12 protein-coding genes are annotated in these 12,920 nt (G+C 42.7%); 10 read left to right on the plus strand and 2 right to left on the minus strand.

Features of this window, described 5'->3' with window-relative positions:
* The 5 genes from PSF28_RS05845 to PSF28_RS05865 are packed head-to-tail and all read left to right on the plus strand — an operon-like array spanning position 1 to position 4,482.
* Positions 1-1,413: an efflux transporter outer membrane subunit gene (locus tag PSF28_RS05845; RefSeq protein WP_272684790.1), complete on the plus strand. Its 1,413-nt coding sequence runs from the start codon at positions 1-3 to the stop codon at positions 1,411-1,413.
* Positions 1,410-2,663, plus strand: coding sequence for a beta-ketoacyl-[acyl-carrier-protein] synthase family protein (locus PSF28_RS05850; RefSeq protein ID WP_109912777.1), 1,254 nt, complete (start codon positions 1,410-1,412; stop codon positions 2,661-2,663). The genes PSF28_RS05845 and PSF28_RS05850 overlap by 4 nt, the downstream gene beginning before the upstream one ends.
* Positions 2,660-3,469, plus strand: a complete 810-nt coding sequence (locus PSF28_RS05855) for a MaoC family dehydratase (protein WP_210837182.1) — start codon at positions 2,660-2,662, stop codon at positions 3,467-3,469. Before PSF28_RS05850 ends, PSF28_RS05855 begins: the two co-directional genes overlap by 4 nt.
* A gap of 19 nt (positions 3,470-3,488) precedes the next feature.
* On the plus strand, positions 3,489-3,740 hold the full coding sequence (locus PSF28_RS05860; RefSeq protein WP_210837181.1) for an acyl carrier protein: 252 nt from the start codon (positions 3,489-3,491) through the stop codon (positions 3,738-3,740).
* A gap of 1 nt (position 3,741) precedes the next feature.
* A complete protein-coding gene (locus tag PSF28_RS05865) occupies positions 3,742-4,482 on the plus strand; it encodes an SDR family NAD(P)-dependent oxidoreductase (protein ID WP_210837180.1) in 741 nt (246 codons plus the stop codon).
* Between the two features lie 134 nt (positions 4,483-4,616).
* On the opposite strand, the gene PSF28_RS05870 is transcribed toward PSF28_RS05865, so the two are convergent.
* Positions 4,617-5,957 carry an MFS transporter gene (locus PSF28_RS05870; protein ID WP_210837179.1) on the minus strand — a complete coding sequence of 447 codons (1,341 nt, stop codon included), beginning with the start codon at positions 5,955-5,957 and terminating at the stop codon, positions 4,617-4,619.
* Between the two features lie 68 nt (positions 5,958-6,025).
* Complete coding sequence (locus PSF28_RS05875; RefSeq protein WP_210837178.1) at positions 6,026-6,904, minus strand: SMP-30/gluconolactonase/LRE family protein; 879 nt, start codon at positions 6,902-6,904, stop codon at positions 6,026-6,028.
* Positions 6,905-7,433: 529 nt separating this feature from the next.
* On the opposite strand from PSF28_RS05875, the gene PSF28_RS05880 reads away from it, so the two are divergent.
* The 5 genes from PSF28_RS05880 to PSF28_RS05900 all read left to right on the plus strand — a co-directional run bounded on the left by PSF28_RS05880 (position 7,434) and on the right by PSF28_RS05900 (position 12,917).
* Positions 7,434-9,878 carry a DMSO/selenate family reductase complex A subunit gene (locus PSF28_RS05880; RefSeq protein WP_210837177.1) on the plus strand — a complete coding sequence of 815 codons (2,445 nt, stop codon included), beginning with the start codon at positions 7,434-7,436 and terminating at the stop codon, positions 9,876-9,878.
* Positions 9,879-9,889: 11 nt separating this feature from the next.
* Complete coding sequence (locus PSF28_RS05885; protein ID WP_004907698.1) at positions 9,890-10,507, plus strand: DMSO/selenate family reductase complex B subunit; 618 nt, start codon at positions 9,890-9,892, stop codon at positions 10,505-10,507.
* Between the two features lies 1 nt (position 10,508).
* Positions 10,509-11,360, plus strand: a complete 852-nt coding sequence (locus tag PSF28_RS05890; RefSeq protein ID WP_272684777.1) for a DmsC/YnfH family molybdoenzyme membrane anchor subunit — start codon at positions 10,509-10,511, stop codon at positions 11,358-11,360.
* Positions 11,361-11,422: 62 nt separating this feature from the next.
* Positions 11,423-12,061 (plus strand): Tat proofreading chaperone DmsD, encoded by a 639-nt coding sequence (gene dmsD, locus PSF28_RS05895; RefSeq protein ID WP_272684778.1) that lies wholly within the window; start codon positions 11,423-11,425, stop codon positions 12,059-12,061.
* A gap of 109 nt (positions 12,062-12,170) precedes the next feature.
* Positions 12,171-12,917, plus strand: coding sequence for a GntR family transcriptional regulator (locus PSF28_RS05900; protein ID WP_047757123.1), 747 nt, complete (start codon positions 12,171-12,173; stop codon positions 12,915-12,917).
* Positions 12,918-12,920 lie beyond the last annotated feature (3 nt).

Genomic DNA, 12,920 nt, shown 5'->3' on the forward strand with positions numbered 1-12,920 from the left:
ATCAAATCACTTTATATTATTTCTGCTTTATTTTTGCTTAATGGCTGCGGCAGTTTTACGCGTACCGAATACCAACGCCCTGAACTCACATTGCCTCAGAAGTGGGATGATAAAATACGCCAATCTGGTGCGAATGACGTGATTACGTCAGTGCAGGGGGGGAATGTTGCTGGAAATTGGTGGGGTAAGTTTAAAGATCCTCAGCTATCCCAACTGATCAATCAGGTATTAGAAAATAATAATGATTTAGCCACAGCGGCAATTAAATTAAAGCTTGCGCGAAGTACTGCCGGGCTAGCAAATACCAATATAACCCCAGATTTCTCCCTTGGGGGCTCAGCAAGTAATACAAAATCTATACGCCATGGAACCTCCCCTCAAGAGAGTTATAGCTCAAATCTAACCTTAAATTATGAAATCGATTTATGGGGAAAACTGGCACGTATTCGTGAAAAGAATGAGTGGGAAGCTATAGCAACCGAACAGGATTACCATGCAACAGCATTGGTGGTTATTAATACGACTGCACAATTATATTGGAATATTGCACTGTTAAATCAACAGATTGATAACCTGATAGCGAGCCAAAAGATTGCAGAAAAAAGTCAGCAGCAAATTAAGTCATGGTATTTGGCAGGAAAAGTTAGCCAGGTGGATTTCTTACAATCACAGCAAACGGTGATTAGTCGAAAAAATGAATTGCGACGACTCATTAAAGAACGTGACAGTTCCCGCAATGCATTAGCGCTATTGTTAAACCGCCCTGCAGAGCAGCATGTGCGTGAGCTTAGCGCACTTAATCGAAATCAACGGATTGAAATTCTTAACGCAACACCATTGGCCGTATTAGCACAGCGGCCGGATATTCAAGCCGCCGAGTCACGTTTACGTTCCGCGCTTGCTGATTCTGACGCTGCTAAATTGAGCTTCTACCCGACACTGTCTTTGCAAGGTGCGCTTAATGCGGGTAGCCAGCTGTTTTCTCAATGGTTTAGTGACCCAACACGTGTTGTTGGGGGTTCGATTTCTTTGCCATTTATTCAGTGGAACACAGTGAAATTGACCATTGAACAATCCGATTTACAAGTGCAACAAGCTGCAGTGGCATTTCGTAGCGCGGCTTATACCGCCTTGTCAGAAGTCGATAATGCGATGGAGGCCCGTTTTGCTGCGGATGAAATTCGTCAGCAATTGCAACAGTCATTATCACTTAGCCAGCAACGGCTAAAACTAACCAGCAGCCGTTACCGAGCAGGTGCTGTCGATTATCAAACACTGCTTAATGCGCAAGATGACCTTTTAACTATTGAGAATTCATTAGCGCAAAATCAATACGATTATCTTTATGCAACGCTACAACTTTGGCTAGCACAAGGTGGCGGTAGCGCTCGACAGGAGGACAACCCATTATGAACCAAAAATCTCACTTTAAACGCGTTGTTGTCACAGGCTATGGGGCTGTCACTCCTTTGGGGGATACGGCTTCAGCATGTTGGCAAGCGATTATGGATAAAAAGCTCGGTTATCGTTACGTTGATAAAACTGCGCAAAATATCCACAGTCATTTTTTAGGGCTTATTGATAATGAACCCAGCTTAAAAGGGGTTCCTGCGGCTATTCGTCGTCGTTTACCACGCCATACGCGTTTAGCATTGGGGGCAGCGCGAGAAGCCATGGATATGGCCTTCGCAGGCACGCCATTAACTGATTTTTATGACCCACTGATGTGCGGTGTCATTATGGGAACGGGATGGGCAGGGCTTGATGAAAGTTATATGTCAGTAAGTGAATTTGAAGCGACAGGGATGACCTCGCCTTTCAACTGTTTTTATGCAATGCCAAATGTGACAACGGCGGCGTGCAGCCAGTTTTGGAACCTGCGTGGATATCAAAATACCACCATCGCGGCTTGTGCGACAGGCACTATTGCGATTGGTGATGCTTTTGAAGCGATTCGTCATGGACGAGCCGATATGATGCTCGCTGGTGCAGGGGAGTCCTTGCGGACAGATTGTGCGGTGTGGAATATCGATGTCCTTGGCGCTTTAACTCGTGAAGCGGAAGACCCGACTCGTGCCAGTTGCCCATTTAGCGCAGACCGCAGTGGTTTTGTCCTTTCTGAAGGTGCGGCTGTGTTGTGTTTAGAAGAGCGTGAGAGCGCTATTTCTCGTGGAGCCACCATTTTGGGCGAAATTACGGGGTATGCGAATTTTTCTGATGCCTTTGATTTTACCTCACCAGCTGAAGATTGTGTTGCCCGGGTGAAAACCATTGAAATGGCTTTACAACAAGCGGGAGCCGCTCCTGAATCTCTCGATTATATCAATGCTCATGGAACCTCAACGGCTCTTAATGACTTAAATGAAACAGAATCATTGAAAAAGGCATTAGGTGCGGCAGCTTACCAAGTCCCAATATCCAGTACGAAATCCTATACCGGACATTTAATCGCCGCTGCTGGTAGCTTTGAAACCATTATTTGCTTGCAAGCGATGGCGCATGGCGTGATGCCCGCAACCGCGAACTTACATCACTCGGACCCGCAATGTGACCTCGATTATATCCCTAATGAGCACCGCATTGGTGAAGTTAAGCGTGCACTAAACCTGAGTTTTGGTTTCGGTGGGGCAAATGCGGCACTGATTTTAGAGAAAGCGTCATGAGGACTTTACGCTATACACTTGAGGATGCAAAACAGTGGGCCTCATTTTCTGGTGATGATAACCCGATTCATTTCGACCTTGAATGGGTCAAAGCAAAGGGTGGAGATCAACTGAGTGTGCATGGCATGCGTGCACTACTCGATGTGAAACAATTCGCGAGTGAATCATTAAATCACCCATTATTGGCTTCAAAAGAGGTTACCGCCCCTGAGTTTATCAAATGTGTTGTGCGGCTGCGCAATCCCCTGTGGAACGATAAAGATTATCAATTAGTTGCACGAAATAAAGCGGGGTCTGTAGCTTTACTCTCTTCTGATGAACAACAAAATTGCTTAACTTGCCAATTGTCACTCACCCCTCCACCGGTATTACATGAAATCGCCAATGAGATAATGATTTCGACCGCAGAGATGGTGAAATTGCAGTCAATATTTTCTCAGTTTCCCAACGAAATGTATGAATGGCAGTTTATTGACGCAGTTTTGTTCTGGTACTTAATTCATGATAACTCGTTATTTGAACAACAAGAGATCGCACAATGGCTGCCGGTCGGCTCAACATTGAAAGATATTTTTTGCCGTTATCCTATCGTACAAACCCACCAAGAGGTGGTGTTTGACCGTGAACTTCTAACGAAATGGGTTCCTATCACCTCTCCTGAGCCTATTTATCTACGTATTTTACCGGCGTTAGTGATCGCGGATAGTGAGAGTGGTCGATTAGTGAGTATTAGTATCGCTGCTCGTTACAAAGAAAAAATAATAAATAATTCAATAACATTGAAAGTTAATTCAATAACTCAATAAGAATGCAAGGATAAAACAAATGAGCCAATATCAAGAAATTTATACCAAAATTAGTGACATGATCTGTGACGCAAAAGATTTAGAAGCAGAAGAGCTGAATGCGGATATGACTTTAGTCCAGTTAGAGTTTGATAGCTTAGATTATGTTGAACTGATGGTGCTGGTTAAACGTGATTTTAATGTTGCTTTAGATGCGGAATTTTTCCTAGAACATCCAGAAATTTCGGTGAAAGCGTTGTGTGAACATATTGATAAGGAGTCGAAATCTTAATATGGCAAATAATCAATGGGTACTCGTGACGGGGGGCAGCCGAGGAATTGGGCTCGCACTAGTTAGCGAATTGCGACGCCACTGGAATGTGGTTTTTACTGGGCGTAGCGTTGATGGTGTTAATGAAACTCAAGCGAACCTTGAAAACCCCGATTTAGATACATGGGTGAAAGGATCCCCGTGTGATGGTAAGAATGAAGCACAAGTTGATGCGCTTTCTCGCTCGTTATTGGAACAATTTGGAGCGCCTACGGCGATTATTCATAATGCAGGTATCACTAGGGATGCCTTACATATTCATCAAGATGCTGAAATCTGGCGAGATGTGCTAGAGAACAACGTCATTTCCGTGATGAATTGGCACCGTAAATTATTACCTGCCATGTTGATGGCGGGGAGTGGCTCAATCGTCTTGATGTCATCAATTTCTGGGTTAAAAGGCAATATTGGCCAAACAGCTTATGCAGCAAGTAAATCGGCGATGATGGGGTTGACGCGCTCATTGGCTCATGAAGTTGGGCGTTTTGGATTACGTGTGAATTGTATTGCTCCGGGGCTTATTGATAGTGATATGACCCGCGCAATGCCTGAAACTAAATTAAAAGCGATGTGCCAAAACATCCCTTTACGTCGCTTAGGGCAACCTCAAGAAGTGGCAGAGCTAGTTGAATTTTTGATTGGTAATAACAGCCAATACTTAACAGGGCAAACATTGGTCTTAGATGGTGGGTTAACGGCGTAATTGCCAGTTTTGAGTGCTGTTAAAAGAAAAAAGTCACTAGATTAGGTTGGTTTCTATGTTTCCCCTTAAACGTTTTAGTAAATTTTCGTTTAAGGGGATTTTTTATGTGTCTAAACAACCTTATTTAAGGTGACTTATTCGCCTGATGTATGGCTTTCATGCAGTGATGTGTGGGTAGTAAAGAGCTGTAATATGACACCAAGTAGTGCGCAGCCAGCCATCGCAAAGAAGGTATAAATATAACCTAAAGAGCTATTCCAGCCGCCCCCAAGATTAATTAGCCAACCCATTAATAATGGTGATAATGCGCCCCCAATAAACATGGATGTGGTGATAATACCATTTGCAGTCGAAATGGATTGGTCATTAGCATTATCAGATGCCATGGCGTAGTAAATTGGCCAAACGGCATTGGCTACCAAGCCGAAGAACAGTTGTATCGCGATAATTTTTGGCATTGACGTTGCGAAGTAAAATAAAGCGATACCAATACTCATCCACAAACCGCAAATAATTAAGGTTCTTTTTCTACCGAGAATGTCGGATAACCAAGGCCAAATAATTTGCCCGAGCACGCCTGTTAATGTGAAAATAATACTCAGCCCTGCTGAGGCGGCTAAAGATAACCCAGAGACATGATATAAATAGGAAGGCAATACCATGCTGATCCCCATATAAACAATCTGAGTTAATAATGTGTTCCCTGCTGTTAGTGCAATATTTCTATTTTTTAATGTGGCGAGAAAAATTTTAACACCTTGGCCTTTTTGTACTTGGGTGCTACTACTTTCTGCGGGTTTGGTCATGCCTGATTTTTCAATATGTTCATATAATATTGAAATTCGTGCGGCGGTTGAATATTTAGCCCAAAAAATCATAATAGGCAGCGCGACCACGAGTGGTATAAAGAAGCTATATCGCCAGTTCGCTTCCCCAAATTCAGAAATAATAAAACTTGCTACAACGCCACTTAATAAAGCCCCGATGGGATATCCAGTATGGTGTACACCGAGAGCAAAACCTCTTTTTTCTTTCGGCCACCATTCTGCCGTATTACTTACTCCAACCGGCTCACCCCAACCTGCGCCGAGATTCACTCCAAACCGTAATAGGATAAAATAGGTTAAGTTATGGCTAATGGCTTTAAAACCAGAAATAAATGAAATAGCGGTATAACCTAATACTAAAGGAACTTGAAAACGGGCGCGTTTCCAGCCCGAACCATATCGGTCACTGAGAACTGAACCGGGTATATCTAAAATAGCGAGGGCTATCATAATAATAGCAACAATATTCCCCCATTCTTCAGGGCTTAAATTAAATTCCTGAGAAATAACAGGGCCTAGCCTTAATATCATTTCTCTATCATAAGCATTTAATAACCAAATAAGCCAACAAACAAATAATGAAACCCATGAGAAACGGTGTATTTTTTTAAATGATATTTTATGATTTGAAGCGTTATTTTTAATCATAATTGCAGCTCTTTTATAAGTATAATAATTTGAGAACCCGTGATATTCACTTGTGATTTAAACGTTATTTAACCCCCAAATCGTTTTTCAGGAATACCGGTTACACCAAGATTATGTATAGAGAAGACACTTCCGCGTAATTGGCCATCTTCAGGAAAGCGAGGTAATGGTGGTCTTGCCATTGATGTGACATATAAAATATCTAAGTTTTCACCACCAAAAGCGACGCTGGTGACTTTCTTAACAGGCATTTCGATAATTCTGTCAATCTCGCCAGAAGGGCTATATCGAACGATTTTTCCTGCATAAACAAGGGCATTCCAAAGATAGCCTTCACTGTCAACGGTCGCACCATCAGCAGCCCCACCCGATGACGTGTCAACGGCGCAAAATGTTTGGCGGTTACTAATATTGCCTGTTGAGCCGTCATAATCGTATTTCCATATTTCACCTGTCCATGTATCGGCGAAATAGAAAATATCGCCTTTAGGTGACCAGCAAGGCGCATTCGAGACAATGATATTTTGTTCAATTTTATGAAGGGAATAGTCCGTATCTAGCCGATATAACGCACCCGACGCGGTCTCTTCTTGCATATCCATTGAGCCAACAACAAAGCGTCCTTGTCTATCAACTTTTCCATCATTGAATCGATTATGGGGTTTATCACTTTCCGGTGAATGTAAAAGGTTTGTTTCACCCGTAGTAAAATCAAGGAGATAAATTCCTTTTTCGAGTGCAACGACTGCGGCGTTTCCATCTTTACATAAAGCCATTGAACCGATTTTTTGCCTAACATCCCAACTTTTAATTTCAGTTCCACGCTCTGTGCAGGAAAATACGCGACCATCTAAACTGTCAATCCAATATAAGCGTTGCTGTTGCGTATCCCAAACAGGGCCTTCCCCTAAATTATTCTTTAAATCTAATAATATGTTTATTTTCATTTTTACAGTCCTATTAATAATACCGATTGATTAGAAGGAATGTATCTAATTAATTTAGATATGATGTGATATATATGATTGGCTGTGGTTGGAGGTAATCTTAATAGTAGGGAAGTGCCATTAAAATAATGTGAAGATAGCTGTGTTTATTATACGGCTAATTGTTAATTTGATTGTTCATTTGCACAATAGAAGCGAATGGCACAATGTATTAAGCAGAAAATAATAGGTATATAAAAAGACTTTGAAATAGTTAAATCAACTAATTTAAAGAAATAACTTCGCTATATTTATTTTAATTAAATTAATTTTTAATGATAAAAACTGGGATGATTTTATTTTCAATGCTGTTTAATGATTATGAATAGATAAAAACCATACACTTTGTATTGGATTATTGATCGTGCACAAATGCCCTACCAAGCCTCAGCGATAGAATGGTCATTGAGAGTAGATAAGTAAATTAAAGATAAAAATAAATTTCAGAAAACCATTTTAAAACGCTGAAGCAATGTAAAGTGAGGCAGATATGAGTAAAGCATTATCTGAGGGAGTACTCCAATCGGAGATCAGCCGCAGGAAGCTAATGCAAACCAGTACCGTCGGGGGACTCGCACTTGCAAGTGGAGCGCTAAGTTTACCTTTTAATAGTGTTGCTGAAACCAGTGAAATAACACCCAAAACAGCCATACCTGAAGAAAAAATAGTTTGGAGTGCATGTACCGTTAACTGTGGGAGCCGCTGTCCACTGCGTATGCATGTGGTTGATGGTGAAATCAAATATGTCGAAACCGATAATACCGGAGATGATGTTTACGGCAATAATCACCAAGTTAAAGCCTGTTTACGTGGTCGCTCAATGCGCCGTCGTGTCTATAACCCTGACCGCTTGAAATACCCAATGTTGCGCGTTGGGGCGCGTGGTGAAGGTAAATTCAAACAAATCAGTTGGGATGAAGCCTACGATCTAATCAGTGGTAACCTAAAACGAATTATTGCCGATTATGGTAATGAAGCAGTGTATTTGAACTATGGTACTGGCACATTAGGTGGCACAGTCGCACGTTCATGGCCGCCAGCGAATTCACCCATCGCCCGTTTGATGAACTGTATGGGCGGCTATTTAAACCATTACGGAACCTACAGTACGGCACAAATCAGCTGTGCAATGCCGTATACCTATGGTAGCGGGGCGGGTAATAGCGTTTCCGATATCGAAAACTCAAAGCTGGTGGTTCTCTTCGGTAACAACCCTGCAGAAACCCGTATGAGCGGTGGTGGGATTACTTATCAATTAGAACAAGCTCGTGAGCGTTCTAATGCAAGAATGATAGTGATCGACCCGCGTTATACTGATACAGCAGCAGGGCGTGAAGATGAGTGGATCCCAATCCGCCCAGGAACAGACGCCGCATTAGTGGCAGGGATCGCCCATGTGTTGATCACTGAAGATATGGTTGATCAACCCTTCTTAGACCAATATTGTGTAGGTTATGATGAGAAAACCCTGCCAGCAGATGCCCCGAAAAACAGCCACTATAAAGCGTATATTTTAGGCCAAGGGGATGATGGCGTAGAAAAAACACCACAATGGGCTGCGCAGATCACCGGTATTCCGGCTGATAAAATCATTAAACTCGCGCGTGAAATCGGTTCTGCAAAACCTGCGTATATTAGCCAAGGTTGGGGGCCGCAACGTCATTCGAATGGTGAACAAACCGCACGTGCGATTGCGATGTTACCGATTTTAACCGGTAATGTTGGCATCAATGGTGGTAATACAGGGGCTCGTGAAGGGAATTATGATATTCCATTTGAGCGGATGCCAACGTTAGAAAACCCAGTCAAAGCAAGCATTTCCGTATTTTTATGGACTGATGCAATAGAGCGCGGCCCAGAAATGACCGCAACTCATGATGGCGTACGCGGCAAAGATAAACTGGATGTTCCGATTAAGTTTATTTGGAACTACGCCAGCAACAGCTTAATTAATCAACACTCTGATATTAATAAAACGCATGACATTCTTCAGGATGATAAAAAATGCGAAATGATAGTAGTGATTGATAACCATATGACCGCCTCAGCGAAATATGCGGATTTAGTCCTACCAGATTGCACCGCCTCTGAACAAATGGATTTTTGTTTGGATGGTGCCGCCAGTAATATGGGGTATGTCATTTTCGCCAGCCAAGCTATCGAACCGCGTTTTGAGAGTAAAACAGTGTATGAAATGTGTACACAAATTGCGCGTCGCATGGGCGTTGAAGAGAAATTCACCGAAGGGCGAACCCAAGAAGAGTGGCTACGCCATTTGTATGAAATCTCACGACAAAAGTTACCTGAGCTACCTGATTTTGAGACATTCCAGCAGCAAGGAATTTATAAAAAAATGGACCCGCAAGGGCATTTTGTGGCACACAAAGCCTTCCGTGAAGACCCTATTGGTAATCCATTAAATACCCCGTCAGGAAAGATTGAGATCTATTCATCTCGCTTAGCGGATATTGCGAAAACATGGACGCTAGCGGAAGGTGATTTGATATCAGCACTCCCAATGTATTCCCCAGGCTTTGAAAGCCATGATGATAAGCTCACCGAAAAATACCCACTGCAATTGAGTGGTTTTCACTATAAATCACGAGTTCACTCCACCTACGGTAACGTTGATGTGATCAAGGCGGCTTGTTTACAAGAGATGTGGATCAACCCTATTGATGCAAAACGTCGCAATATTAAAGATGGCGACATGGTGCGAATTTACAACGATAGAGGGGAAGTGCAGATTGCTGCCAAAGTGACTCCACGCATCATCCCAGGCGTTGTCGCAATGGGGGAAGGGGCTTGGTACGCGCCTGATGAAAACAAGGTGGACCATGGTGGTAGCCTAAACGTCCTGACGACTCAACGCCCGTCACCGTTAGCGAAAGGTAATCCGCAACACAGTAATTTGGTTGAAGTGGCAAGGGTATAGGGGGATAAATCATGACAACACAATATGGTTTTTATATTGATTCCGCACGGTGTACGGGATGCAAAACATGTGAGTTAGCGTGTAAGGACTACAAAAATTTATCTCCTGCGGTGAATTTTAGGCGCATTTATGAATATGCAGGGGGAGATTGGCAAGAAGATAACGGTGTGTGGCATCAAAACGTATTTAGTTATTATTTGTCGATTTCATGCAACCACTGCGAAGACCCTGCTTGTGTCAAAGTGTGCCCAAGCGGCGCGATGCACAAACGTGAAGATGGCTTTGTTGTTGTAGATGAAAGCGTGTGCATTGGTTGCCGCTATTGTCATATGGCCTGCCCATATGGTGCACCGCAATTTGATAGCGAAAAAGGGCATATGACCAAGTGCGATGGTTGCTATGAGCGTGTTGCGGTCGGTAAAAAACCGATTTGTGCCGAGTCTTGCCCATTGCGTGCATTAGACTTTGGCCCCATTGATGAATTACGTGAAAAACATGGCAATTTGGCCGAGATTGCGCCACTACCTGAAGCGCACTATACCAAGCCCAATCTTGTCATTAAACCAAATGCCAATAGTCGCCCTGTCAATGATACGACAGGCCATTTAGCCAATCCTCGGGAGGTATAACATGGGCAATGGATTACATGAATGGCCGCTAATTTTATTTACGGTATTAGGCCAAAGTATTGCAGGTGGTGTGATTGTAACCGGGCTTGCATGGTTATCGACAGACGATAAACCCCAAAAACAGCGTATTGTGAATGCGATGTTGGCATTATGGGTATTGATGGGCTTAGGTTTTCTCGCTTCTATGATGCATATGGGCTCACCGATGCGTGCATTTAACTCGATGAACCGTGTATTTGCCTCGTCACTGAGTAACGAAGTGTTATTCGGCTCTATTTTCTTTGCTTTAGGTGGCTTATGGTGGTTGTTATCCGCAATCAAAAAGATGCCAACAGGACTCGATAAGGTGTGGTTAATCATCACCATGTTGATGGGATTGCTATTTGTTTGGGCAATGACACGAGTCTATATAATAAGCACAGTACCGACATGGAACACGCCACATACCACTATCGGTTTCTTTATGACTCTGTTTGTTGTGGGGCCAATTTTAGGTACTTTGCTATTACGCGTGGCTAAATTTCCATTTAATAGTGGTAAATTAGCGGCAATTAGCGTCGTTGCTTATATCGTGACTATTGCATCAGTACTACTGCAAAGTGGTGAGATTGCGCTGATCACCACCTCAGTACAGAAAGCCGTGGATTTAGTCCCTGATTTTGGTGTTTTACAAGTGGTACGTATTGTGGTGACAAGCCTTGGGCTGTTGTTATGGATTTTACCTGTTGTGCGGCAAAATCAGCCTTCGGTGTTGAGCTTACTTCTTGGTACCGTGTTGGTACTGGTTGGTGAATTTATCGGTCGTGGGCTATTCTATGGTTTACATATGACAGTCGGCATGGCTGTGGCTTAATTGGTAAACCTTTCAGCGCAGGATGTGATTTCCCTGCGCTGATAACTTCAGAGACAATCAATATGCAACAAGCGCACTTTCTTGAACACGTCGCAGTGACAGGACGAGTTTTGGGATCTTTATTTTATTTCTCCCCAGAGAATGAAAACAATGCAGAAATTATCGCGATTTTACAGGAGCCGACTTGGCATAACGAATGGCCATTTGCTTTACCTTCCTTAGTAAAAATTAGCCAGCTTTTGCAATCCAGTGCTCAGGGGAATGAACCACTGAGTGAAGCATGGCAGCGCTTGTTTATTGGGCCTTATGCTTTACCTGCTCCCCCTTGGGGTTCGGTTTGGCTAGATAAAGAAAAGATTGTTTTTGGCGACTCAACCGTTGAATTGCGTCAGTGGATGCGTATTAAAGGTGTTGAACCCGTAACGACACAAAAAGAGCCTGAAGACCACTTTGGGTTGATTTTGATGTTAGCGGCTTGGCTGGCTGAGCAAAATCGCAGAGCGGATTTAGAAGAGTTGCTCGCTTGGCACTTATTACCTTGGTCGGCACATTTTCTCGAAGTGTTGATAGATTCGGCTAACAGCGATTTTTACCGCGCATTGGCGATATTATCGAAAGAAACACTGGATGGTTATCAACAGCAATTGACTTTACTTATATCAGAGAAAAACGTGTACCTCACCAGAAATAGTACCCTGTAGCATTCTGTTTTTCATTGGTAATAAATTTATCTAATTCAATTGCCTGCAATAAATCTATGGATAGTGGTACTATTGATTATTGCTGCGATTTTTAGGTGACTAACTCAATATGAATGATGCGCATTTATCTCTGATCCAACAACTTTGCACCCGTCTTGCTGAAATAGACAATACACCTTTATATGTAAAATTTGCTGAAACAGTTAAATTTGCTGTGCGAACAGGGGTTTTGCATCAAGGTGATATGCTGCCCAGTGAAAGGGAATTAGGTCAGCAGACAGGGGTGTCACGTATTACCGTTCGAAAAGCGTTAGAGTTACTTGAACAAGAAGGCGTTATCATTCGGTCACAAGGTTATGGCACCCAAATTAGTGATAAGTTTGAGTATTCACTCAAAGAAGCTAAAGGTTTTTCACAACAAGTTGTTTTACTTGGAAAAAAACCAAACACACTTTGGGTCAATAAAAGTATCGTGCCTTGTTCACAGGAGGTGGCAGAGTCACTAGCGCTCCCCATCAATAGTGATGTATTTATGTTAAAACGTATTCGCTATGTGGATGAACAGCCGGTCTCTATTGAGGAGTCATATGTTCCTATTGGGCTGATTGGTGATGTCGATGATATTGGCTTATCTTTGTACGATTATTTTCGCAGCCAAAATATTTATCCTACACGAACAAAGAGCAAGGTGAGTGCTCGAATGCCAGATGAAGACTTTCAAACGCACATTAAATTGGAAAAGACCGTACCTGTTTTAGTGATTAAGCAGGTGGCTTTCGACCATAAAAATGTGCCCATTGAATACAGTTTTAATCAGTGTCGCAGTGATATGTATGTATTTGTCTCTGAAGAGTAAAAA

It is taken from the genome of Providencia sp. PROV130 (genome assembly GCF_028482225.1).
Lineage (GTDB): Bacteria > Pseudomonadota > Gammaproteobacteria > Enterobacterales > Enterobacteriaceae > Providencia > Providencia rettgeri.